Source organism: Mesorhizobium sp. WSM4816, from assembly GCF_055811535.1.
The window spans coordinates 262,355-284,647 of record NZ_JBVVQR010000003.1 but is presented as its reverse complement, the minus strand read 5'-3'; the positions used below and the strand labels follow the sequence as shown (position 1 = coordinate 284,647).

The following is a 22,293-nucleotide window of genomic DNA, read 5'->3' as shown; positions in this document are numbered from 1 at the left end:
ATTGTGTCGAATGCGATTGGTGATGTTCAAGCCAGCGTCACGCCGGCATCGCGCATTCGGTTCAGCATCGTCTCGAGTGAGCCATTGAGATCGATGCCGCGGCAGGCGTCGAGCCGCACTGTCGTGTGAAAGCCGTGCTTGACCGCATCGAGCGCCGAGAAGGCGACGCAATAATCGGTCGCCAGGCCGACCAGGGTCAGCGTGTCGATGCCGCGCTCCTTGAGATAGCCGGCAAGGCCGGTCGGCGTCGCATGGTCGTTCTCGAAGAAAGCCGAATAGCTGTCGATCTCCTGGCGGAAACCCTTGCGGATCACCAGTTCGGCCCTGGTCCAGGCAAGGCCCGAATGGAAATCCGAACCCAGGCTGCCCTGGATGCAGTGGTCGGGCCACAGCGTCTGCGGGCCATAGGGCATCTCGATCGTTTCGAACGGCTGCTTGCCGGGATGATTGGAGGCAAAACTCGAATGTCCGGCGGGATGCCAGTCCTGCGTCAGCACGACATGTTCGGTCCGCCGGATCAGGTCGTTGACCAGCGGCACGATCTCGTCGCCGCCGGCCACCGCCAGCGCGCCGCCCGGACAGAAATCGTTCTGCAGGTCGATGATGACAAGCGCTTCGTCGGCCATGGAGCCTCCCTCTTGTTTGTCCCGGAGGCATGAAGTCTGCCGAAACGTGGAATCCGGTGTTCGAACCCGCCGAAAATGCCGCTGACGCAACGGATGCAGAAACTTGACCAGATGGCCGGCTGCGTCAACTCTAACGGTATAACAAATGCGTGCCGTCGCGCCGATGCGGATAGCGGCGCAAAACTCTGGCTTTGACAATTCCTGCCGGCTTGATATCATTTGCATACGAATGAATTTGACCGGCCCGAATGCCGGAAGGACTCCCTATTTTTGGGAAGGCCCATTTTTTGGGAAGGCGGGCGTGATCCGTTACGCGAAACCCACCACGGTCGACGAGGCGCTCGCTCTGCTTGGCGAGGCTCCGTGGCGCATCCTTGCCGGCGGCACCGATTTCTATGCGGCACAAGGAGCCAAGCCTTTCCGCGACAATGTCCTCGATATCAACGGCCTAGCGACGCTGCGTGGTATTGCTGAGACCGACAGCCATTGGCGCATCGGCGCGCGCACGACCTGGACCGATCTTGTCCGTCATCCGCTGCCGGCGGCCTTCGACGCGCTGAAGCAGGCGGCGCGGGAAGTCGGCTCCGTCCAGATCCAGAACGTCGCCTCCATCGCCGGCAATCTCTGCAACGCCTCCCCGGCGGCCGACGGCGTGCCGGCGCTGCTCGTCCTCGACGCCGAGGTCGAACTGCGCGCGGTGACGATGGTCCGCCATCTGCCGCTGGAAAAATTCATCCTGGGGAACCGCCGCACGGAACTGCAGCCGGGCGAAATGGTCACCGCCATCCGCGTGCCGAAAGAAGCGGCCACCGGCACGTCGGTTTTCGAAAAACTCGGCGCGCGCCGCTATCTCGTCATTTCGATAGCCATGGCGGCGGCTCGCTTGACCATTGAGGATGGCATCGTCGCCAACGCCGCCGTCGCCGTCGGCTCCTGTTCGGCGGTCGCCAGCCGTCTTGCAAGTGTCGAAGCAGCCTTGCGCGGCCTCCCGGTCAACGACGCTCTCGTCGCTGCGATCCAGTCCGCACCGATGGACGAGCTTTCGCCGATCGACGACGTGCGCGGCAGCGCCGAATACCGGCTGGACGCCGCGCGCGAGATTGTCGCCCGCGCCGTTCTCGGTGCCGCGGGTCACGCGTCGGTCGAGAAGGTAGCGGCGGCATGAGCCAAGCTCAACCTGGCATGACCAAAACTCAGCCTGGCATGAGCGGAGCTCAGCCTGGCATGAGCATGGAGCGCGCTGACATCGCCTTCGAGGTCAACGGCGCCGCCGTCTCTGTCTGCGTGCCGCCGGTTCGCCGTCTCTCTTCGGTGCTGCGTGACGAATTGCGGCTGACCGGCACCAAGGTCGGCTGCGACGCCGGCGACTGCGGCGCCTGCACGGTGCTTGTCGACGGCGAACCTGTCTGCGCCTGCCTGATGTCTGCGGCTTCTGCCGCTGGCACCGTGGTGACCACGGTCGAGGGTCTCGCCAACGGCAGATTGTCGGCGCTGCAGGCCTCGTTCCTCGACCATGGCGCGGCGCAATGCGGCATCTGCACACCCGGCCTGCTCATCGCGGCGACAGCGCTTCTGGACAGCAACCCCAATCCAACCGAGGCCGAAACCCTGGATGCCCTGGGCGGCGTCCTCTGCCGCTGCACCGGCTATCGCAAGATCGTCGCGGCGGTGATGGATGCGTCGCGCCATGCAGATGACCTCGACCATCGCATGCCGCAGTCCGGCCACGCCGTTGGTTCATCCCCGATCAGGCTCGACGGCCTGCCGAAAGTCACCGGCGGCGAAAAATTCGGCGGCGATTCCTTCCCGGCCGATGCGCTGGCGGTGCTGGTGGTCCGCTCGCCGCATTATCACGCCCGCTTCGCCTTCGGCGATCTCGACGCCTGGGTGAAAGTCCATCCCGGCATCGTCGGCGTCTTCACCGCTGCCGACATTCCGGGAAGGAACTGCTTCGGCGTCATCGCGCCTTTTGCCGACCAGCCGGCGCTGGCCGAAAATTTTTCGCGCTTTCGCGGCGAGGCGGTGGCGCTGGTTGCCGGCGAGCGCGAGGCCATCCTCGATCTCGACCTTGCGGATTTTCCTGCTCGTTGGACCGAGTTGCCGCATGTCCTGCAGCCAGCCGAGGCGCAAGCCGGCGGTGTGCAGCTGATCCACGAGAACCGGCCGGCAAACCTGCTCACATCGGGCTTTGTCGAGCGTGGTGACCCCGACGCCGCCCTTGCCGGCGCCGCCTTCACTGTTTCCGGCGCCGTCGACACGTCCTATGTCGAACATGCCTACATCGAGCCCGAGGCCGGCTATGCCTATATGGACGGCGACACGCTGGTCGTCGTCGCCTGCACGCAGGCGCCCTATATGGACCGCGACGACGTGGCAAAAGTGCTTGGCCTTGCCGTCGACAAGGTGCGGATCGTGCCGACCGCCACCGGCGGCGGCTTCGGCTCCAAGCTTGACGTTTCGTTGCAGCCGCTGATCGGTCTGGTCGCGATGAAGACCGGGCGGCCGGCAGCGCTCGCCTATACCCGTCATGAATCGATGATCTCGACCACCAAGCGTCATCCCGCCGAGATGACGGCGATGATCGGCGCCGATGCCGATGGTCGCGTCACCGGCATGGTCTTCGCAGGCGATTTCAACACCGGCGCCTATGCGAGCTGGGGACCGACCGTCGCCAACCGCGTGCCGGTGCATGCCTCCGGTCCCTATGCGACGCCGAACTATCGCGCCGAAGGCCGCGCCATCCACACGAATGGCCCGATCTCCGGCGCCTTCCGCGGTTTCGGCGTGCCGCAGGCGACGATCATGCAGGAGACGCTCTATGACGAGCTTGCCGCAAAGCTTGGACTGGACCGGCTCGATTTTCGCCTCAAAAATAGCCTTCGGAACGGCTCCGAAACGGTTACCGGCCAGAGGCTGGAATCGGGCGTCGGCATCGCCGAGTGCCTCGAAGCGCTGCGGCCGCATTGGATGCGTGCGCTTGTCGATGCCGATGCGTTCAACAGTGCCAATGACAGCAGGAAACGCGGCGTCGGTGTCGCCTCCTGCTGGTACGGCTGCGGCAACACCTCGCTGCCCAATCCGTCGACCATCAGGGTCGGCATCTCGGCTGAAGGCGATGTCGTCCTGCATCAGGGCGCGGTCGATATCGGGCAAGGTTCGAACACGGTCATTGCGCAGATCTGCGCCGACGCGGTCGGCCTGCCGCTCGAAAAATTCCGCTTGAAAAGCGCCGACACGGCGATCACGCCGGACGCCGGCAAGACGTCCGCCTCGCGTCAGACCTTCGTGACCGGCAAGGCCGCCGAAAAGGCCGGCCGTGCCCTGCGCGAGACGATGCTGCGCTTCGCCAATGTGTCGGAGAGAGCGGCGATCGCTCTGGATGGCGCAAGCCTGGTCATCCGCGAGGGCGAAGCGACACGGCATATCGATTTGTCCACGCTGAAGGCCGATGCCGACGGCTTGGTCTTTCGCGCTGAGGAAAGCTATGACCCGCCGACCCTGCCGCTCGACGCCAGGGGCCAGGGCAAGCCTTACGCCGTCTATGGCTACGGCGCGCAGATCGCCGAACTGGAGGTCGACCTCAAGCTCGGCACGGTCAAGCTGATCAAGATCACCGCCGCGCATGATGTCGGCAAGGCGATCAATCCGCTGCTCGCCGAAGGCCAGATCGAAGGCGGCATCGCGCAAGGCATCGGCATGGCGCTGATGGAGGAATACATCCCCGGCCGCACCGAGAATCTGCACGACTACCTGATCCCGACGATCGGCGACGTGCCCCCGATTGAGACCATCCTGATCGAAGTTCCGGATCCGGAAGGACCCTTTGGCGCCAAGGGATTAGGCGAGCATGTGCTGATCCCGACGGCACCGGCGATCCTCAATGCCATCCGCCATGCCACCGGTGCCCTGGTCAGCAAAATTCCGGCGACGCCGAGCCGCATCCGCGCCGCGATCCGCGACAAGGAGGCACGCCGATGAGCGAGCTTGCCGAACGTTTTGAGACGCATGATCCCGGCGAGAAGCAGGTGGCGGAAAAGATCCGCTGCGATGCCTGCCCGGTCATGTGCTACATAGCAGACGGCCGCACCGGCGCCTGCGACCGCTACGGCAATGTCGGCGGCAGGATCGTGCGGATGGATCCGCTGACCATCCTCGACCACGCGACCGAGGCCGGCGGCGCGGTCGTGCCGTTTGTCGCCGAGGGCGAAGAATGGGACGGCGAACTGGTCAACACCGGCCGCCGCTTCGTCACCGCGATCGGCGCCGGCACCACCTATCCCGACTACAAGCCGGCGCCTTTCATCGTCAGCCAGGAGGTCGAAGGCGTCGATCTCGTCACCGTCGTCACCGAGGGCATCTTCTCCTACTGCGGCGTCAAGGTGAAGATCGACACCGACCGGCATATCGGCCCCGAAACGGCGACGGTCCGCGCGGCGGGCGAGGCGATCGGCCATGTCACGACAGGCGAATATGGCTCGCAGATGCTGTCGCTGGGCGGCGTGCATCATCTGACCGGCGGATCCAAGGCCGAAGGTCGCGCCACCTGCGATGCGCTGCTCAATCTATGCAACCGCAAGCCGGTCGAACTCACCATCGACGGCGGTGCCACGGTCATCGTCGAAGCCGGTAAGCCGCCGGTCATCGACGGTCAGCTTGAACAGCGGATGCGGGTCGGTTGCGGCTCGGCCACCATCGGCATGTTCGCCACCCAGTGGCGCGGCCTGGTCGACGAGGTGGTGGTGGTCGACGACCACATCACCGGCGTCGTTTCCGAGCATCAGGCAGGCAAGGTGCTCGGCTGGCAGGACACGGGGATAAAAATCATCGGCCGCCGTTCGACGCCGGGCCGCTATTTCAAGGTGTCGGAGCCCGGCCTCGGCTGGGGCGGCACCAGCATTTCCGACCCGCTGTCGATCCTTGGCGAATGGAATGCGAAGAAGGGCGCGCGTCCCGGCCTGTCGCTGCTGATGGTCTCGACCACCGGCGAGCAGTTCGCCTACTACGAGCTCGACGACGCCTTGAAGCCGGTGCAGAAACCGTTCCCCGAGCGGCTGCAGAAATCCGTCGGCCTGATCGAGGACAATTGCGAGCCGGCGCTGTGCACCGTGCTGTTCGTCGGCGGCGCCGGCGGCTCGCTGCGTGCCGGCGTCACCGAGAACCCGGTCAATCTGACCCGCTCGGTGCAGGGCCTGACGACCTATGTGACGGTCGGCGGCGCGCCGGTCTATGTCTGGCCGGGCGGCGGCATCACGCTGATGGTCGACGTCACCCGCGTGCCGGAAGGCGCCTTCGGCTATGTGCCGACGCCGGCGCTGGTGGCGCCGATCGAGTTCACCCTGCGCCGCGACGATTATATCAGGCTCGGCGGCTACGAAGCCGAGATCCGCAGCGTTGACGACATTCTCGCCAAAGGCGGCGAGTATCTCAACCCGCGCCGCGGCACGGGCGCGCCGGCCAGCAACCCATGGCCGCCGCTGGCGCAGTTGCGGCGCGCAGCGGCAGACGGGGCAAAGTAGTGATGAACGGCCCGCAGGCGTATTGGCTTGAGGACGGCAGGCGGCTGCATCTCAATCATGGCCCGATCGACCTGATCGTCGAGGCATTTGGCGATGCGGGCGAATGCCGCGCCGCCTATGGCCAGGCGGTGGCGCGGTTTCAAACAATCCTGCAGGAGCTCGTCGACGAACTGCCGGAACTGCGCCGGCCGGCCTCGTCGCGGTCCCGTGCTTTCGCTGGCCCGACGGCGCGACGCATGGAAGCGGCGGTTGTTCCGCTCGCGAAACAATTCATCACGCCGATGGCTGCGGTCGCCGGTTCGGTAGCCGACGAAATGCTTGGCGCGCTGCTGGCCGGTCGCCGGCTCGATCGCGCCTATGTCAACAATGGCGGCGACAGCGCGATTTATCTCGGCAATGGCCGGTCCATGACGCTTGCCATTGCCGGGACAGGTCATGGACTGGCAGACCGTGTCACGATCGGTGCCGAAGACGGGATCCGCGGCATCGCGACAAGCGGCTGGCGCGGCCGTTCCTTTTCGCTCGGCATCGCCGACGCTGTTGCCGTACTGGCGCGGACCGGTGCTGAAGCCGATGCCGCCGCGACCCTGATCGCCAACGCCGTCGACCTGCCCGCTCATGGCGCCATCGAGCGCATGCCGGCGCGCGATCTGGCGCCCGACAGCGACCTTGGCGATCGCCTGGTCACCCAGGCCGTCGGCGCGCTTTCCTCCAGCGAAATCGGTAAGGCGCTGGATAGCGGGCTCGCCGTGGCCGAAGATTTTCGGCGACATTGCCTGATTGCCGCTTCAGCCTTGTTCCTTGCCGGTCAGGCACGGATCGCCGGCCCCATGGCGCTCGTTGCGCCCAACGAGAAATCAAGGAAGGAAATTGCCCATGCCTGAGTTTGCCATCCGCAAGATTGCGGTGCTGACCGAGGAGATATTTCATGAGGGCGGGCCGGTGGCGAAGGTGCCGCGCCGCCGCGCCGCCGCCATGGCGGTGGTGAACAACCCATTCGCCGGCCGCTACGTGGAAGACCTGCAGAGCGCCATGGACGATCTGAAGCCGCTCGGGCTGCTGCTCTCGGACAAACTGATCGCCGCATTGGGCGGAGACGTGAAACAGATCGACGGCTACGGCAAGGGCGCCATCGTCGGTATCGCCGGCGAACTGGAGCATGGCGCGCTGTGGCATGTGCCTGGCGGCTATGCCATGCGCGAGCGGCTCGGCGACGCCAAGGCGATCGTGCCGTCGGCAAAGAAGGTCGGCGCCTTCGGCGCGCGGCTCGACGTGCCGCTCGGCCATATCAACGCCGCCTATGTGCGCAGTCATTTCGATGCCATGGAGGTCGGCATCAGCGACGGGCCTCGTCCCGACGAGATCCTGTTCTGCCTCGCCATGACCTGCGGCCCGCGCGTGCACGACCGCATGGGCGGTCTCGCGGCAAAGGACATCAAGGCATGGGACGGACTGCGGTGAGCGCCGAAGACATCAAGCTCAAGCTGGTCGAGGCCGAGGAGCCCGACGAGAACGATTACCGCCTGCAGGAGCAGGTCGGCTTCATCCTGCGCAAGGCGCACCAGCGCCATGTCTCGATCTTCGCCGCGCACATTGCCGACCTGACGCCGCCGCAATTCGCCGCGCTGGCCAAGTTGCACGATGTCGGCGAGACCTCGCAGAACCAGCTTGGCAGCCTGATCGCCATGGACGCGGCGACGGTAAAAGGTGTCATCGACCGGCTCAAGGCGCGCGGCCTGGTCGAGCTTTCCAAGCATGAGGTCGACAAAAGGCGCCTGCTGGTCAATTTGACCGCGGAAGGCCGCAAGGCCGTCGAGCGGCTGATCCCGATCGCCCGCGAGATCACCGAGGAAACGCTGGCGCCGCTTTCATCCAAGGAGACGGCGATTTTCATGAGGCTTTTGGCCAAGCTGGCGTGAGCGCGGCCTTGGTCAAAAAGGGTGCCGGCCCTGCGGCAGTCCCCTTCTCCCCGTCACTATACGGGGAGAAGGTGCCGGCAGGCGGATGAGGGGCAGCGCCATGCCGCGTCCCTCAAGCGCCCTCACCGGCGACACGCCTCAGAGCCCATGCTCCTTCAGGATCTGGGCGGCATTTTCCTTGGTGATCTTCTGCGTCGGCAGCGTGATGGTCTTTTCGACCTTCTCGCCGTTCAGAAACTTGATCGCTTGCCGCAGCCCTTCGGCGCCCGGTGTCACATAGGTGAACGTCGCCGTCAGCTCGCCATTGGCAACAAGCTGCACGCCTTCATTGGGCAGGCCGTCGATGCCGATGAACTTGATGTCCTTCTCGCGGCCGACATCCTTGGCGGCAAGATAGGCGCCGTAGGCCATCGGATCGTTGTGACCATAGACGAGGTCGATCTTCTCGTTGTTGCGCAGTGCCGTGGCCATGATGTTGTAGGCCTGGTCCTGCTTCCAGTCGCCCGACTGTTGGTCGAGCAAATATTTTATGCCCGGCTCCTTGTCGGTGAATTCATGGAAGCCGTCATGGCGGTCATGTGCCGGCTGGGTGCCCATGCCGCCCCAGATCTCGACGACATTGCCTGATGCCTTGCCCTTGCCGCCGAGCAATTCGACCGCGTATTCACCGGCAGCCCGGCCGATCAGCTTGTTGTCGCCGCCGACGAACTGCGTGTAGTCTTTGGTTTCGACATTGCGGTCGAGGACGAAGACCGGGATCTTGGCGTCGATCGCCTGCTGCACGACACCGGTCAACCCCGCCGATTCCTTCGGTGACACCAGCAGCGCATCGACTTCCTGGCGGATCAGGTTTTCGACATCGGCGACCTGCTTTTCCGTCTTGTCCTCGCCGTCGGTGACGATCAGCTCGACTTCCGGATGCTTGGCGGCCTCAGCCAGGATGTCCTTGTTGAACTGGGCGCGCCACGGCTCGATGGTCGTCACCTGCGAGAAGCCGATCTTCCACTTCTTGTCCTGTGCGTAGGCGTTGCCGCTGGCCAAAAGCGCGGTCGTGGTCAGCAGTGCCGCGGTGACAGCTGCAAGCTTCAACAATTCACGTCGTTTCATTTCTTGTTTCCTCCAAGATTTAGAGACGGGGTCTCTTTTGACGGCCGCTTTGCTGCGGTCGTTTCCTTGTGCGCCGCTTTTCCGCCAGGCAGGCGCAGATAGTAGAGAAGATCAACGGCATTGCGCTCCTGGACGAGCACGGTGCCGATGATGATCATCCCCTTCAGCACGAGCTGAAGGTTCGAATTGATGTTGTGCAATTGCAGGATGTTCGAGAGCAGCCCAAAGATCAGCACGCCGCAGAATGTGCCGATCAGGCTGCCGCGTCCACCCATCAGGCTGGTGCCGCCGATGACCACGGCGGCGATGGCATCGAGCTCCAGCCCGGCGCCGGCATCCGGCTTGCCTTGCCTGTATTGCGCGACATAGAGAACTGCCGCCACGCCGGCCAGCAGCCCGGACACGGCGTAGGTGGCGATCTTGACGCGGCCGGCGGCAATGCCGGACAGCCGCGCCGCCTCTTCGTTGCCGCCGATGGCGTAGACATAGCGGCCGAACGGGGTGAAGCGCAGCACTGCGCCGTAGATCAGTATCGCTCCGAGGAAGAACAGGCCCGGCATCGGGATCACGCCGAACACCAGCGAGCGCAGCATCTCGAAATCGGCGGTGGCGTTCGATCCGGTGTAGACCGGCAGCACTGCATTGTTCTGGCCGGCGGTCAGCCGGGCGATGCCGAGCGCCGTCACCATCATCGCCAGCGTGACGATGAAAGGCTGCAGCCGCCCGGCAACGATGATGAAGCCGTTGAGCGCGCCGAACAGCAGGCCGACGCAAGGCGCCACCAGCAACACGCCGACCACGCCGAATTTCGAACCGACCTGCGGCAGCAGGTACCACAGCACCAGACTGCAGAGGATCACCCCGACAATGCCGGGCGTGACCAGCCCACGAACGCCATCCAGCCTGATGGCGTGGGTGGCCTGCGGGCCGGCGCGCGATTTTTCGATGTTCAGGAAGATGAAGCGGGTGACCAGGATGCCGAGGCAAAGGGCGACAACGGCAACTGTCGGCACCCCCAGCACCACCGCCGGCGTGACGCCCGGAACCGTCAGCAGCATGGCGCAGACCACGGTGCAGATCGCCATCAGCGAGCCGACGGAAAGGTCGATGCCGCCAGTGATGATCACCGCCGTCATGCCGGTGGCGATCAGGCCGGTGGTCGACACCTGGCGCAGCACATCGAGCAGATTGCCGTAGGACAGGAAGATGTTGTTGCCCTTGGAGCTGATCGGCGAGCCCAGCACGCCGATCAGGAAGATGGCGATCAGCCCCCAATAGAGCTTCGTCCGCGACAGGATGTTCAAGATGCTCATGCTGCGGGTCTCGTCATGGTCCGGCGCGGCGCCGCGAGCCGCATGATGGCCTCCTCGCTGGCTTGCGCGCGCGACAGGATCCCCGTCTGGCGACCATCGGCCATGACCAGGATGCGATCGGAAAGAAGCAGCAGCTCCGGCAATTCCGAGCTGATGACGGCGATGGCGAGCCCGTCTCGCGCCAGCTTGAAGATCAGGTCGTAGATCTCCCGCTTGGCGCCGACATCGATGCCGCGTGTCGGCTCGTCCAGCAGCAGCACCCGCGGCCGCGTCGCCAGCCACTTGCCGATGACGACCTTCTGCTGGTTGCCGCCGGACAGGGTGCCGGCCGGCTGCTCGATGGTCCCGCAGCGAATGCCGAGCGCCTTGACCGCCTGCCGCGCCAGGCCTTGCTCGGCGGCCCGCGAGCGAAGTCCGAACCGCGCCAGCGTGCCGACCAGCGGCAGCGCGACATTGTCGGTGATCGACGCCTGAAGATGCAGGCCCTGCGTCTTGCGGTCCTCCGTCACCAGGGCGATGCCGAGCCGGCGGGCGTCGCGCGGCGAACGGATTTCCACCGGCTCGCCGTCGAGCCGGATTTCGCCGCCGGCGCGGCCGCCGCTCGAGCCGAAGATGGTCTCCAGGATTTCGGTGCGTCCCGAGCCGAGCAGTCCGCCTATCCCCAGAATTTCGCCTTCGGCAAGATCGAAGGCGACGCCGTCGAGCGCGGTGCGCCAGCCGTGGCGGTCTGGTTTCGACAGCGATAGGCCGCCTATGGAGAGAACGACCTTGCCGCTGGGACCACGCTCTTCCTGGGAAGAGGCAAGCAGGTTGCGCCCGACCATCGCCGAAATAATGGTGTCTTCGTCGAGCTTTGCCATCGCCTCGGTCAGCACGCGGCGTCCATCGCGAAACACGGTGACCCGGCTGGCCAGATGCATGACCTCGTCGATGCGGTGCGAGATGTAGATGATCGCCACGCCGTTGTCGGCGAGCTGGCGGATGATCCGGAACAGCCTCTGGCATTCGGCCGGCGAAAGCGCGGAGGTCGGCTCGTCCATGATCAGGATGCGCGCCGACATCGACAATGCCTTGGCGATCTCGACCAGCTGCTGCTCGCCGACACGCAGGCTGCCGACCCGCGCATCCGGGTTGAGCTCGATGCCGAGCCTCTGCAGCAGGGCGCCTGCGGCATGGCTGCTTGCCTTGCGGTCGACGATAAGTCCGGCGATCAGCTTCTCGCGCCCGAGGAAGATATTATCGGCAACGCTGAGTTCGGGAACGAGATTGAGCTCCTGGTGGATGATGGCGATGCCGGCATGCTCGGCGTCGCGCACCCCGGCGAAACGGACCGGATGGGCATCGACGTTCACCGTTCCGTCGTAATCCGTATAGATGCCGGAGAGGATTTTCATCAGCGTCGACTTGCCGGCGCCGTTTTCCCCCATCAGCGCATGGATCTCGCCGTGCCGCAGCTCGAAGCCGACATCGACAAGTGCGGCGATGCCACCGAAGGTCTTGGAGATGTGCTCGGCACTCAGAACGACAGCCGAGCGGCCGGCGGCCGCATCATCTCCGGACGTGATGGAATTGCCATGCTCCATGACAAGAACGGCCTCCCTTCCGTTGTCGTCGAACATCTCAAACGCTAATCTAAACGTTTCGAACATGTCAAGTCGCTATCTGATGAGGCGGGATTGATGCATTTCAATTCTTGCACAAATCCGCAGGATTCCGTAGATATTGCAGCTAGAGGGCGATGAAACGTTTCGAAAATGATGGCGTCAGGGCGAAAAAAGCAGCGAAAGTCCACGGCCCCGACCATGCTGCACGTGGCTGAAACGGCGCGTGTTTCGGTTGCCACCGTCTCGGCGCTGATCAACGGCACCGCGACCGTCAGTCCCGAGCTCAGCCAGCGCATCGAACAGGCGATCCGCGACATCGGCTACAAGCGCAACGCGATCGCCCGCAGCCTGAAGATGGGCACGACCCGCACCATCGGGCTGACCGTTCCCCACATCACCAATCCGTTCTTCACCGATGTCGTTTCGGTCATCCAGCAGGCATTCGACCGCGCCGGCTATGCGGTCATGCTGTGCTGCACGGACGAGGACCTGAACACGCAGGACGACCAGATCAGGCTGCTGCTCGACCGAATGGTCGACGGACTGATCGTTGCGCGCGTCGGCGACGGCGCGATCCTGAAGAGAATTGTCGACGACGCCAACGTGCCGGTGGTGCTGCTCGACCGCGTTTGCGAAGGCATCGATACCGACACCGTCGTTCTCGACAACCAGCGCGCGGTGTTCGACGCCATCACCCATCTGATCGATCTCGGCCACCGGCGGATCGGCTACATCTCCGGATCGTTCGACATCTCGCCCATGCATGACCGCATGACGGGATATCGCGAGGCGCTCCAGGCTGCCGACCTGCCGGTCGAGAGCGAGCTTGTCCGCTTCGGCAATTTCCATGAAGTCGACGGCTACAACGCGACGATGCAGCTGCTTTCGCTGCACGACCGCCCGAGCGCGGTCTTCTCGGCCAACAACCCGATGGTGATCGGCACCATGAAGGCGATCCGCGATATCGGGCTGTCTTGCCCCGAGGACATTTCGGTTGCCTGCTTCGACGATTTTCCGTGGTCGGACGTGTTCCAGCCGCAACTGACCACGGTCGCACAACCGGTCAAGGCGATCGGTGAGCAGGCGGCCAATCTGTTGCTCGACCGCCTAGCCGGAAACAGGGACGCGCCGCCGCGCAAGCTGACGCTCAAGGGACGCCTGATGATCCGCAATTCATGCCGGCCCCTTGGCGCGCCGCTGGGGGCGATCGCCCAAAGCGTCAGCGCCTAACGCGCCTTCGCAGCGTCGCAAAAAAGTCAGGCAGCTTCTGACAGCGATTTGTGGACGTTGGCCAGAATCTCGAAGGATCGCACCCGCGCTGCGTGGTCGAAAATCTGCGCGGTAACCATCAACTCGTCGGCGCCGGTGCGCTGTACGAACGCTTCGATGCCTTGCCTGACCGTTTCCGGGGCGCCGACGACGGCGCAGGACAGCGCCTGGTCGAGCATGGTTTTGGCCATCGGGTCGAGGTCGCGCTCATATCCGTCGACCGGCGGCGGCAAGCGGCCGGGCCGGCCTGTGCGCAGATTGACGAAGGCCTGCTGCAGCGAGGTGAACAACAGCCGCGCCTCGGTGTCGGAGGGTGCAGCGAACACGTTGAGGCCGAGCATGACATAGGGCTTGTCGAGCTGTTTCGACGGCTGGAAGCGCGAGCGATAGATCTCCAGCGCGTGGTCGAGTTCGGCCGGCGCGAAATGCGAGGCGAAGGCGTAGGGCAGGCCGAGCATGGCTGCGAGCTGCGCGCCATAGAGGCTCGAGCCCAAAATCCAGATCGGCACCTGCTCGCCCTCGCCGGGCACGGCGCGGATACGCTGACCGTCTTCGGCCGGCTGGAAATAGCCCATCAGTTCGACGACATCCTGCGGAAAACTGTCGGCGCCGGCCTCGAGGTTGCGGCGCAGCGCACGCGCCGTGCCCATGTCGGTGCCCGGCGCTCGGCCGAGGCCGAGATCGATGCGGCCCGGGTGCAACGCGTTAAGCGTGCCGAACTGCTCGGCGATGACCAGCGGCGAATGGTTCGGCAGCATGATGCCGCCGGCGCCGACGCGTATCGTTGTGGTGCCGCCGGCGACATGGGCAACGACGACGGAGGTGGCGGCGCTGGCGATGCCCGGCATATTGTGATGCTCGGCCAGCCAATAGCGCCTGTATCCCAGCCGCTCGGCATGGCGGGCGAGATCGAGCGAATTGGCGAGCGATTGCGAAGCGTTGCTGCCTTCGACGATCGGCGACAGGTCGAGAACGGAAAGAGCGGTCATGGGCGGCGAGGATCCTGTGGACGGGAGGGATGTAGGAACCGACCGCGATGGCCGCAAATTCAAAAAATTGAACTGACGCCCATGAGTCCACCCAAGCAAAAAGGGGCGCTCTGGATTTTACAATCCACGGTTCCCTGCCGCAGCTTATCCCCCTTCTCGTATCATACGCCCGCAGCCGTGTCGGTTTCTGAAATCTCTTCGTCCTCAACCGCCGTATGTTGCGCCGCCAGGAAATTGCCGACATGGCTGAGGCCGTCGAAATGGTCGCAGAACACCTTGATGACGACCAGCAGCGGCACCGCCATCAGCGCGCCGACGAGACCCCACAGCCAGGACCAGAAGGCAATGGCGATGAGGATCGCCACGGCATTGATCTCTAGGCGGCGGCCGACCACCGTCGGCGTCACGAATTGGCCTTCGACGGTATCGCACAACAGCACGAAGGCCGGCGCCAGCAGCGCGTAGGAGATGCTGTCGAAGCTGATCAGCGCGATGATCGTGACCAGCGTGATGGTAATCAGCGCCCCGATATAGGGCAGGAAATTGAGCAGAGCCGCTGCTGCGCCCCAGACCTGCGAGTTGGGCATGCCGAGTGCCCAGAGGCCGAGTCCGATGACCACGCCCAGGCATGTATTGATGACGGCGACGGTAAGCAGATAGTGCGAGATTTCACGTTCGACGTCATAGACGACGCGCAGTGCCCGCTTCTTTTCGCTGAGACTGGGGAAGGATTCGACGATCTTCTCATAAAACATCGTGCCGGAGGCGAGCAGGAACAGCGACAGGACGAAGACGATGATGAGGCTGGTGCCCGCCGACAGCAAATTGCCGGCGGCTTGCGAGAGGATGCCCGATTGCGCCATGGCTACCCTCTGGACGCCCGGCCCTTGGGAGGTCTGCGTCAGTCCCTCTATCTGCCGCGAAATCTCCATGATCCTTTCGAAAGGACGCCGCAGTTGCGCGAGACGTTCGGTCAGCTGCTGGCCAATCGCCGAGGTGTTGTTGATGAGGTCGATGACCGGGCCGCTGAGCAGATAGCCTGCGACGGCGATGACGCAGAACGACAGCAGCACCAGCAGTGTCGCCGATATCACATCGGGCATGCCGTGTTTGCGCAGGAAACGGACGATCGGCGTCAGCGTCAGCGCCAGCAGGAAAGCCAGGATGACCGGCATGAAGAAGGCACGGGCGAAGGAGAGCGCGTAGATCGCCATAAGGATGAAGATGCCGACTAGCAGCGAACGTATCAGGTGCATGTCCGCACGCGCCTCGACGCGCGGATCGGGGCTCTCGGCAGCGCCCGAAGCGGCGGGTTCGGCTTTCATTCTGGCCCTCGGCGGCACACTGCGATTGGTGTACGCTGTTGGCGGAAACGCCTTTGCGGCTTCAAGGTTCCGTTGGAGCGACGTGCGTCCACTTGGACGCTCAAAGTACGCTCTAACGCTTTGAATTTACCATCGGCCAGAAAATCGATTCCGATTTTCGGCCGATGCGTTAGCCGGCGCTGACGATGACCTTAGGCCCCACCTGGCCGGCGAGTCAGGCGGCCGGCGCGGCAACGGCGGGGATCGCCTTCGCCGTTTCCTTGCGCACGATCGGTGCCACCTTGGTGCCGTAGAGTTCGATCGCCTTCATGATCTTGGCGTGCGCCATGGTGCCGATCGCCATTTGCAGCAGGAAGCGGTCGTTGCCGAATATCCTGTGCTGGGCAACGATCTTTTCGGCCACCTGTTCGGGGTTGCCGACGAACAGCGCGCCGTTCGGGCCGCGCGACTGGTCGAAATGTGCTCTCGACGTCGGACCCCACCCGCGCTCGCGGCCGATGCGGTTCATCACCTCGGCCTGCGGCCCATAAAAATCGTCGGCCGCCTGGTCGGTGGTCGCGGCAATGAAGCCGTGCACGTTGAGGCTGGTGGCCAGACCAGCCGGATCGTTGCCAGCCCGTTTGGCCGCTTCCCTGTAAATATCGAACAGCGGCGCGAACCGCGCCGGCTCGCCGCCGATGATGGCAAGCGCCAGCGGCAGGCCGAGCGCACCGGCCCGCGCGGCGGATTGCGGCGTGCCGCCGATCGCGATCCAGATCGGCAATCGGTCCTGGAACGGGCGGGGGTAGACGCCGCGATCGTTGATCGGAGCGCGCAGCCTGCCCGACCAGCTCACCTTGACATGATCGCGGATGGCAAGCAGCAGATCGAGCTTTTCGGCAAAGAGCTCGTCATAGTCCTCAAGATTGTAGCCGAACAGCGGAAAGGATTCGATGAACGAGCCGCGCCCAGCCATGATCTCGGCCCGGCCGCTGGATAGAAGGTCGAGCGTTGCAAACTGCTGGAAGACACGGACCGGATCGTCGGAGGATAGCACAGTGACCGCGCTGGTCAGCTTTATGCGCCGGGTGCGTTCGGCGGCTGCGGCCAGGGCTACGATCGGCGCTGAAGCCGCATAATCGGGACGGTGATGCTCGCCCAACCCAAACACGTCGAGGCCGACCTGGTCGGCCAGTTCGATCTCCTCGATCAGGTTGCGCAGCCGCTCATGCGCACCGATGGCGCCTGGGCCTGATTCCGGGCTGACGTCGGCGAAGGTGTAGAGACCGAGTTCCATCATCTGTCATCCTGGTGTTTTGTTCTGGTGTTTTGTTTTTCGCGCTACAGGTAGCGACCAGTCCGCCGCGCCGCCAGAGGGTCGGATGGTGAACAGTGCATGTCCGTTTCAGCCGAATTCAGCCGAAAAGGCGTCTCCCGGCTGCAACAGCTCAGAATTTCATGGCTGGCATACCGTTTTGGCGCTTGAACTCTGGGTTTTCACGCGTATGTAAGCCTCGCAAATTGACTCCAGGGAAGTGGACTTGGCTATCTATAGGGAAAAAGACGTTTTCGAGCGGCGCAATGCCGCAAACGAGGCAAAGAAGGCGCTTCTCGAGCGCTTCAAGGCAAAGCCGGCAGCGGACGATCCTGCGGTGCTGGCACGACAGGCCGAACGCAAGGCGATCCTCGAAGCCCGTGCGATACGCGAGGCCGAAAAGGCCAGGCTGAAGCAGGAGAAGCTGGCGCGCGAAGCGGCCGAAAAGGCCGAGCGCGAAGCTGCTGCGGAAGCCGCGCGGATTGCTGCGGAAGAAGCGGCGCAGGCGGAAGCTAAGATCCGGGAAGCCGAAGAGAACGAGCGCATCGCTCGTTTGCTTGCCGACGAGGCCGAGCGCAAAGCCAAGCGCGACGCGCGCTATGCGGCGCGCAAGCAGCGCACCGGCAGGACGCCTCCGGGCTTTTCCGCTCGCTAGCGCTCCAAGCGCGATTCACCAATCAAATTCAGGGCCGCCTTGCAGCGGCCCTGAAGGCGTTTGTGCTGCTGCCTTGCAGCAAAACTAGTGCATGTCGCCCAAAAGTGCGCAGCGGTTTTGGGACGACGACATGCATAAAAAAAGAGCGTAAAGCGCGTCGCATGAGTCCCTTCAGACGCACGCGCTTTACGTCGCGAGTTTCAATCCCATGATGCCGCAGACGATGAGTGCGATGCAGGCCAGCCTGATCGCGGTCGCAGGCTCACCGAGCAGCCAGATGCCAAGCAGCGCCGTGCCGACGGTGCCGATGCCGGTCCACACCGCGTAAGCCGTGCCGACCGGCAGCGTCTTCAGCGCCAGTCCGAGCAAGGCGAGACTGACGACCATCGAGGCAACCGTCAGGACGGTCGGAAGCGGCTTCGAAAAACCGTCAGTGTATTTGAGGCCGATCGCCCAGCCGATCTCGAACAGGCCAGCGAAGAAGAGAAGAATCCACGACATCGGAACGCTCCATTGGACTGCGGGTCGTCCCGGTCTTTTCGGAAAGCGCGAAGTCGTCTTCGCGGCATTGATTTAGAAATGCCCAATCAACAGCAGCGCCGACAGCACTTCAGGACCAGTCGCTGAATGTCGATGGTCCTGGAATGCCGTCGGTCATGACTGCGCCGAAACGCCGAGGCTTACTTGTCCTTGAGTTTGGTCGCCTTGACGGGCGGCGCTTTCAGGGTCGGGGCAGCGGCAGGTTTCTTCGCGTCCTTCTTCGGCTTGCGGGCTTCCTTGCCCGCCTTCATCGCACCTTTAGCCATGATTCGTTTCCTCCAATTGTGGCAAGCGAAATGAACCAAGAGAAACGCCCGACCGCAAGAGGCATAATCTGGCGCCGGCGCCAGGCGTCGGCTGTCAACCGTTTCTAATTCGCTCGTAAACCGCGCTGGTCCGTGCGATGATCTTTTTTGCACTGCAGCAACGGCCCGTGCCTTCGCCGGGTGGTGATCCGGCAGGACGGTCAGGACGACAATGCGAATCCATATCGGCTGCGAGATGAGCTTCGACTTTCCGCAGGAAACGCCGCTGATCGCGATGCTCAACGTTCACTATTCCCGCGCGTCCGATCTCGAGCGGCCGGATTTCCTGACTTCGAACCCACCGGTGCCGATCGAGAGCTACCGCGACAGTTTCGGCAATTGGTGCAACCGCCTTGTCGCCCCGCCCGGTCGCTTCACCTTCGGCACGGATGCGGTGATCCGCGATCCCGGAAGTTTTGAGATGGGCGATCTGGTGGCGTGGCAGCACGAGGTGCGCGACCTGCCGTCGGAGACGCTGCTGTTCCTGCTGCCGAGCCGCTATTGCGAGAGCGACGTGCTGGCGAACGAGGCGTGGCGGCTGTTCGGCCACTCACCGCTCGGTATTCCACGCGTGCAGGCGGTCTGCGATTTCGTCCACAACCACATCATCTTCAACTACGGCAACGCGCGGCCGACGCGCACGGCAGCAGAGGCCTATCGAGAGCAAAGCGGCGTTTGCCGCGACTTTGCCCATCTCGCCGTCGCCTTCTGCCGCGCCTTGAACATCCCGACGCGCTATTGCACCGGCTACATCAGCGACATCGGCCTGCCGAAACCATGGTCGGACATGGACTTCGCCGCCTGGATGGAGGTCTACCTCGGCGGTCGCTGGCATGCCTTCGATCCGCGCAACAATGCGCCGCGCATCGGCCGGATCCTGATCGCCTCCGGCCGCGACGCAGCCGATGTGCCGCTGACCCATATTTTCGGGCCGGGCACGCTGGCCGGTTTCAAGGTCTGGACTGATGAAATCATCGAACAGGCGTCGGCGCCGCAGTCTTGAACCACCGGATGGTTCGCGCGTTGTGATTGCCGGTGGAGCTTCGGCCGGTGCGCCATTAAGCTCCAACGCGTCGAGGCGCGGCTGAAGGGAGGAGCGAAGATGAAAATCGACGGCGGGTGCCATTGCGGCGCCATCACTTACGAGGCGGAGGTCGATCCGGACAAGACCAGTATTTGTCACTGCATCGATTGCCAGCAACTGACCGGAACAGCGTTTCGGGTAACCGTGCCGGCGCCGGAGGGGCACTACCGGATCACCAAGGGCACGCCGAAGATCTACATCAAGACCGCAGCGAGCGGCGCCAGGCGCGCCCAGGCCTTTTGCGGCGAGTGCGGTACGCACCTCTATGCCACGTCGGTTGGCGACGGGCCGAAAGTCTATGGCATCAGGGTCGGCACGGCGCGGCAGCGCGAACAACTGATCCCGAGAAAACAGATCTGGCACCGCTCGGCGCTGCCTTGGCTGCCGGAGTTCGAAGGCACAATGATCGTGGAGGAGCAGTAGCCTCTCAGTCGTCGCCTTCGACCACCCTTAGCCTCAATTGGCCGGTCTTGGAGTCGGCGACGCGCGCACCCGCTTCGGTCTTCGCGCTGGCCGCCGATCCGGCGTCGCCTTCCGCCGGCTGCGCGCCGAACTCCAGCGCCTCGATCTTCTGGCCGCGCTTGGTCACCTTCGACGTCGAGACGAGAATATCGTCGATATCCTTGGCCGACTGGCCGAAATGGCTCTGCAGCTTGCGCACCCGCTCGTCGAGGCGCGAGACATCCTCCATCAGCCGGATGACTTCGCCCTGGATCAGATGCGCCTGCTCGCGCATGCGGGCGTCCTTGAGAATCGCCTGGATGACCTGGATCGACAGCATCAGCAGCGACGGCGAGACGATGACGATGCGGGCGCGGTGCGCCTTGTGGACAATCCCCTCGAAATTCTCGTGGATCTCGGCGAATACCGATTCCGACGGCACGAACATGAAGGCGGTGTCCTGCGTCTCGCCCTGGATCAGGTATTTGTCGGAAATATCGCGGACATGCACCTCGATATCGCGCCGGAACGCCTGTGCGGCGACCTTCTGCAAATCGGCGCCTTCGGCGGCACGGATGGCATTCCAGGCTTCCAGCGGAAACTTGGCGTCGATGGCAAGTGCAGGCGCTCCGTTCGGCATCTTCACCAGGCAGTCGGGCCGGTTGCCGTTCGACAGGGTCGCCTGGAATTCATAGGCGCCGTGCGGCAGGCCATCGGCGACGATCGCCTCCATGCGCGACTGGCCGAAGGCGCCGCGCGTCTGCTTGTTGGAGAGGATTGCCTGAAGTTGCACGACCTGGCTGGCGAGCGACTGGATGTTGCCTTGCGCTGTATCGATGACCGCCAGCCGCTCCTGCAGTTTGGCGAGGCTTTCATGCGTCGATTTCGTCTGCTCGGTCATGGTCTGGCCGAGACGGCCAGTCATCGCGTCGAGACGCTGGCCGATCGACTGCGTGAGTTCGGCCTGACGCGCCCCGAACACTTCGGCGATGGCGCCCATGCGGCCCTGCATCTCGGCCTGGCTTGCCAGGATGCCGGCCATCCGCGCCTCGGCGTCGCGGGCGTGGTCGGCGGCTTCCGCGGCAGCCACCGCACGCGCCTTGGCCGAGCGCCAGAGCGCGACGACGAGCGCCACGAACAGGCCCAGGAACAGGACCGCGCCGAATGCCAGCGCGTGGCCGAGCGTGATCGTGGTGGCGCCGAGCCGGGCGATCGGTTCGGACAGGATGGTGGTCAGGTCGTTCATATCGGACAGCATAGATGATTCGGCCTGACGACACAGATCAAAACGTGAACGCCGCTGCAAATGCCCCGGTTGACGCTTTTCGTGCGAGGTCTTAGGTGAGACGCCATGTCGATCAAGCCGCTCATCATCCTTCCCGATCCCGTCCTGCGCCAGGTTTCGAAACCGGTCGAGCGCGTCGACGGCGCCTTGCGCAAACTGGCCGACGATATGCTGGACACGATGTATGATGCGCCGGGCATTGGTCTGGCGGCGATCCAGATCGGCGAACCGCTGCGCATGCTGGTGATCGACCTCGCCAAGGAAGACGAGCCGCCGGCGCCGCATGTCTTCATCAATCCCGAGATTCTTGAGAGCGCCGATCAGCGCTCGGTCTACGAGGAGGGGTGCCTGTCGATCCCCGATTACTATGCCGAGGTCGAGCGCCCTGCCGCCGTGCGGGTGAAATATCTCGATCGCGACGGCAAGCTGCAGGAGATCGAGGCCGAAGGGCTGATGGCGACTTGCCTGCAGCACGAAATCGACCATCTCAACGGCGTTCTGTTCATCGACCACATCTCGAAGCTGAAGCGCGACATGGTGGTGAAGAAGTTCAAGAAGCTCGCCAGGGACAAACCATCAGGCAGCAAGGCGCCGGGCAAGTTAGTGGGATAGGGCGATACTCGCGCAGTTTGATGCTGAACCTTTCGAAGATGTTGGCGGGACAGCGCCCCTCTACCCTGTTCCAGATCAGGAAATGGAGACGCCGATGAGCGACATGCTGATCAGAAATATTCCCGAACCCTTGAAGCGGGAAATCGAGCAGGCGGCGCGTAAGAGCGGCCAGAGCCTGTCGGGCAAGGCGATAGCTCTTCTGCGCGAAGGCATGGTCGCCGAAAGGCAAGCCAGGCTGGAGCCGGGTCTTTCGGCATGGGACGCTATTCGCGCGACTTTCGCTGCTGAAAACGCAATTGGCGATGAATTCGCCAAGATCATGAACGAAATCGAAGCAGAAAGGAAACGCGACTTCGGTCGCCGACCCGCAAAGTTCGCGACTTCGACTGAGCCGACTTAACGGCCAGAC

The 22,293-nt window shown here is 63.8% G+C and carries 22 protein-coding genes; 12 read left to right on the top strand and 10 right to left on the bottom strand.

The annotated features are described in order from the left end of the window. Window positions 1–26 precede the first annotated feature (26 nt). The gene (gene pncA, locus AC0L3H_RS05625; RefSeq protein ID WP_473584767.1) at window positions 27–626 is read right to left on the bottom strand and encodes a bifunctional nicotinamidase/pyrazinamidase; all 600 of its coding nucleotides are present in this window, start codon (window positions 624–626) and stop codon (window positions 27–29) included. 301 nt (window positions 627–927) lie between these two features. On the opposite strand from pncA, the gene AC0L3H_RS05620 reads away from it, so the two are divergent. Genes AC0L3H_RS05620 through AC0L3H_RS05595 form a run of 6 tightly spaced genes read left to right on the top strand, consistent with a single transcriptional unit; the run spans window position 928 to window position 8,061 of the window. After that, on the top strand, window positions 928–1,791 hold the full coding sequence (locus AC0L3H_RS05620) for an FAD binding domain-containing protein (RefSeq protein ID WP_473584766.1): 864 nt from the start codon (window positions 928–930) through the stop codon (window positions 1,789–1,791). A gap of 59 nt (window positions 1,792–1,850) precedes the next feature. Further along, window positions 1,851–4,604, top strand: a complete 2,754-nt coding sequence (locus AC0L3H_RS05615) for a molybdopterin-dependent oxidoreductase (protein WP_473584765.1) — start codon at window positions 1,851–1,853, stop codon at window positions 4,602–4,604. Beyond that, window positions 4,601–6,142: a 6-hydroxynicotinate reductase gene (locus AC0L3H_RS05610; protein WP_473584764.1), complete on the top strand. Its 1,542-nt coding sequence runs from the start codon at window positions 4,601–4,603 to the stop codon at window positions 6,140–6,142. Before AC0L3H_RS05615 ends, AC0L3H_RS05610 begins: the two co-directional genes overlap by 4 nt. Window positions 6,143–6,144: 2 nt before the next feature. After that, window positions 6,145–7,026 (top strand): UPF0280 family protein, encoded by an 882-nt coding sequence (locus tag AC0L3H_RS05605; RefSeq protein WP_473584763.1) that lies wholly within the window; start codon window positions 6,145–6,147, stop codon window positions 7,024–7,026. Beyond that, entirely contained in the window at window positions 7,019–7,603 is a 585-nt protein-coding gene (locus tag AC0L3H_RS05600) for an amino acid synthesis family protein (protein ID WP_023801548.1), read from the top strand. The genes AC0L3H_RS05605 and AC0L3H_RS05600 overlap by 8 nt, the downstream gene beginning before the upstream one ends. Further along, window positions 7,600–8,061, top strand: coding sequence for a MarR family winged helix-turn-helix transcriptional regulator (locus tag AC0L3H_RS05595; RefSeq protein ID WP_473584862.1), 462 nt, complete (start codon window positions 7,600–7,602; stop codon window positions 8,059–8,061). The genes AC0L3H_RS05600 and AC0L3H_RS05595 overlap by 4 nt, the downstream gene beginning before the upstream one ends. A 138-nt stretch (window positions 8,062–8,199) precedes the next feature. Here AC0L3H_RS05595 and AC0L3H_RS05590 read toward each other — a convergent pair whose 3' ends face one another. The 3 genes from AC0L3H_RS05590 to AC0L3H_RS05580 are packed head-to-tail and all read right to left on the bottom strand — an operon-like array spanning window position 8,200 to window position 12,064. Then, complete coding sequence (locus AC0L3H_RS05590; RefSeq protein ID WP_128175728.1) at window positions 8,200–9,168, bottom strand: substrate-binding domain-containing protein; 969 nt, start codon at window positions 9,166–9,168, stop codon at window positions 8,200–8,202. Further along, window positions 9,165–10,481 carry an ABC transporter permease gene (locus AC0L3H_RS05585; RefSeq protein WP_473584762.1) on the bottom strand — a complete coding sequence of 439 codons (1,317 nt, stop codon included), beginning with the start codon at window positions 10,479–10,481 and terminating at the stop codon, window positions 9,165–9,167. The genes AC0L3H_RS05590 and AC0L3H_RS05585 overlap by 4 nt, the downstream gene beginning before the upstream one ends. Then, window positions 10,478–12,064, bottom strand: a complete 1,587-nt coding sequence (locus AC0L3H_RS05580; RefSeq protein WP_473584861.1) for a sugar ABC transporter ATP-binding protein — start codon at window positions 12,062–12,064, stop codon at window positions 10,478–10,480. Before AC0L3H_RS05580 ends, AC0L3H_RS05585 begins: the two co-directional genes overlap by 4 nt. Before the next feature lie 219 nt (window positions 12,065–12,283). On the opposite strand from AC0L3H_RS05580, the gene AC0L3H_RS05575 reads away from it, so the two are divergent. Continuing rightward, a complete protein-coding gene (locus AC0L3H_RS05575; RefSeq protein ID WP_473584761.1) occupies window positions 12,284–13,315 on the top strand; it encodes a LacI family DNA-binding transcriptional regulator in 1,032 nt (343 codons plus the stop codon). 26 nt (window positions 13,316–13,341) lie between these two features. Here AC0L3H_RS05575 and AC0L3H_RS05570 read toward each other — a convergent pair whose 3' ends face one another. The 3 genes from AC0L3H_RS05570 to AC0L3H_RS05560 form a co-directional block, all read right to left on the bottom strand. Next, window positions 13,342–14,343: an LLM class flavin-dependent oxidoreductase gene (locus AC0L3H_RS05570; protein WP_473584760.1), complete on the bottom strand. Its 1,002-nt coding sequence runs from the start codon at window positions 14,341–14,343 to the stop codon at window positions 13,342–13,344. 161 nt (window positions 14,344–14,504) lie between these two features. Then, the gene (locus tag AC0L3H_RS05565; protein WP_473584759.1) at window positions 14,505–15,668 is read right to left on the bottom strand and encodes an AI-2E family transporter; all 1,164 of its coding nucleotides are present in this window, start codon (window positions 15,666–15,668) and stop codon (window positions 14,505–14,507) included. A 214-nt stretch (window positions 15,669–15,882) separates the two neighbouring features. Further along, on the bottom strand, window positions 15,883–16,944 hold the full coding sequence (locus tag AC0L3H_RS05560; RefSeq protein ID WP_473584860.1) for an LLM class flavin-dependent oxidoreductase: 1,062 nt from the start codon (window positions 16,942–16,944) through the stop codon (window positions 15,883–15,885). A 244-nt stretch (window positions 16,945–17,188) separates the two neighbouring features. On the opposite strand from AC0L3H_RS05560, the gene AC0L3H_RS05555 reads away from it, so the two are divergent. Beyond that, on the top strand, window positions 17,189–17,617 hold the full coding sequence (locus tag AC0L3H_RS05555) for a DUF6481 family protein (protein WP_023801556.1): 429 nt from the start codon (window positions 17,189–17,191) through the stop codon (window positions 17,615–17,617). A 186-nt stretch (window positions 17,618–17,803) separates the two neighbouring features. On the opposite strand, the gene sugE is transcribed toward AC0L3H_RS05555, so the two are convergent. Together sugE and AC0L3H_RS05545 are read right to left on the bottom strand one after the other, a co-directional pair. Beyond that, the gene (sugE, locus tag AC0L3H_RS05550) at window positions 17,804–18,118 is read right to left on the bottom strand and encodes a quaternary ammonium compound efflux SMR transporter SugE (RefSeq protein ID WP_023801557.1); all 315 of its coding nucleotides are present in this window, start codon (window positions 18,116–18,118) and stop codon (window positions 17,804–17,806) included. A gap of 179 nt (window positions 18,119–18,297) precedes the next feature. Further along, on the bottom strand, window positions 18,298–18,423 hold the full coding sequence (locus AC0L3H_RS05545; protein ID WP_023801558.1) for a hypothetical protein: 126 nt from the start codon (window positions 18,421–18,423) through the stop codon (window positions 18,298–18,300). 211 nt (window positions 18,424–18,634) lie between these two features. Here AC0L3H_RS05545 and AC0L3H_RS05540 point away from each other — a divergent pair, with 211 nt between their 5' ends. Continuing rightward, window positions 18,635–19,465, top strand: coding sequence for a transglutaminase-like domain-containing protein (locus tag AC0L3H_RS05540; protein ID WP_236368517.1), 831 nt, complete (start codon window positions 18,635–18,637; stop codon window positions 19,463–19,465). Window positions 19,466–19,564: 99 nt separating this feature from the next. Next, on the top strand, window positions 19,565–19,969 hold the full coding sequence (locus tag AC0L3H_RS05535; protein ID WP_473584758.1) for a GFA family protein: 405 nt from the start codon (window positions 19,565–19,567) through the stop codon (window positions 19,967–19,969). 4 nt (window positions 19,970–19,973) lie between these two features. On the opposite strand, the gene AC0L3H_RS05530 is transcribed toward AC0L3H_RS05535, so the two are convergent. Beyond that, window positions 19,974–21,233 carry a DNA recombination protein RmuC gene (locus tag AC0L3H_RS05530; RefSeq protein WP_473584757.1) on the bottom strand — a complete coding sequence of 420 codons (1,260 nt, stop codon included), beginning with the start codon at window positions 21,231–21,233 and terminating at the stop codon, window positions 19,974–19,976. Window positions 21,234–21,338: 105 nt separating this feature from the next. Between AC0L3H_RS05530 and def the strand changes: the two genes are divergently transcribed. Together def and AC0L3H_RS05520 are read left to right on the top strand one after the other, a co-directional pair. Then, the gene (gene def / locus AC0L3H_RS05525; protein ID WP_128170220.1) at window positions 21,339–21,884 is read left to right on the top strand and encodes a peptide deformylase; all 546 of its coding nucleotides are present in this window, start codon (window positions 21,339–21,341) and stop codon (window positions 21,882–21,884) included. A gap of 94 nt (window positions 21,885–21,978) precedes the next feature. Continuing rightward, window positions 21,979–22,284: a hypothetical protein gene (locus tag AC0L3H_RS05520; protein ID WP_023801563.1), complete on the top strand. Its 306-nt coding sequence runs from the start codon at window positions 21,979–21,981 to the stop codon at window positions 22,282–22,284. Window positions 22,285–22,293: the final 9 nt, after the last annotated feature.

Bases quoted from the DNA above. Each gene is read 5' to 3' on its own strand.
- AC0L3H_RS05530 (WP_473584757.1), bottom strand. From the start codon at position 21,233: ATGAACGACCTGACCACCATCCTGTCCGAACCGATCGCCCGGCTCGGC.
- pncA (WP_473584767.1), bottom strand. From the start codon at position 626: ATGGCCGACGAAGCGCTTGTCATCATCGACCTGCAGAACGATTTCTGT.
- AC0L3H_RS05585 (WP_473584762.1), bottom strand. From the start codon at position 10,481: ATGAGCATCTTGAACATCCTGTCGCGGACGAAGCTCTATTGGGGGCTG.
- AC0L3H_RS05590 (WP_128175728.1), bottom strand. From the start codon at position 9,168: ATGAAACGACGTGAATTGTTGAAGCTTGCAGCTGTCACCGCGGCACTG.
- AC0L3H_RS05610 (WP_473584764.1), top strand. From the start codon at position 4,601: ATGAGCGAGCTTGCCGAACGTTTTGAGACGCATGATCCCGGCGAGAAG.
- def (WP_128170220.1), top strand. From the start codon at position 21,339: ATGTCGATCAAGCCGCTCATCATCCTTCCCGATCCCGTCCTGCGCCAG.
- AC0L3H_RS05540 (WP_236368517.1), top strand. From the start codon at position 18,635: ATGCGAATCCATATCGGCTGCGAGATGAGCTTCGACTTTCCGCAGGAA.
- AC0L3H_RS05545 (WP_023801558.1), bottom strand. From the start codon at position 18,423: ATGGCTAAAGGTGCGATGAAGGCGGGCAAGGAAGCCCGCAAGCCGAAG.
- AC0L3H_RS05580 (WP_473584861.1), bottom strand. From the start codon at position 12,064: ATGGAGCATGGCAATTCCATCACGTCCGGAGATGATGCGGCCGCCGGC.
- sugE (WP_023801557.1), bottom strand. From the start codon at position 18,118: ATGTCGTGGATTCTTCTCTTCTTCGCTGGCCTGTTCGAGATCGGCTGG.
- AC0L3H_RS05535 (WP_473584758.1), top strand. From the start codon at position 19,565: ATGAAAATCGACGGCGGGTGCCATTGCGGCGCCATCACTTACGAGGCG.
- AC0L3H_RS05600 (WP_023801548.1), top strand. From the start codon at position 7,019: ATGCCTGAGTTTGCCATCCGCAAGATTGCGGTGCTGACCGAGGAGATA.
- AC0L3H_RS05615 (WP_473584765.1), top strand. From the start codon at position 1,851: ATGAGCATGGAGCGCGCTGACATCGCCTTCGAGGTCAACGGCGCCGCC.
- AC0L3H_RS05570 (WP_473584760.1), bottom strand. From the start codon at position 14,343: ATGACCGCTCTTTCCGTTCTCGACCTGTCGCCGATCGTCGAAGGCAGC.
- AC0L3H_RS05575 (WP_473584761.1), top strand. From the start codon at position 12,284: ATGCTGCACGTGGCTGAAACGGCGCGTGTTTCGGTTGCCACCGTCTCG.
- AC0L3H_RS05560 (WP_473584860.1), bottom strand. From the start codon at position 16,944: ATGGAACTCGGTCTCTACACCTTCGCCGACGTCAGCCCGGAATCAGGC.
- AC0L3H_RS05565 (WP_473584759.1), bottom strand. From the start codon at position 15,668: ATGAAAGCCGAACCCGCCGCTTCGGGCGCTGCCGAGAGCCCCGATCCG.
- AC0L3H_RS05605 (WP_473584763.1), top strand. From the start codon at position 6,145: ATGAACGGCCCGCAGGCGTATTGGCTTGAGGACGGCAGGCGGCTGCAT.
- AC0L3H_RS05520 (WP_023801563.1), top strand. From the start codon at position 21,979: ATGAGCGACATGCTGATCAGAAATATTCCCGAACCCTTGAAGCGGGAA.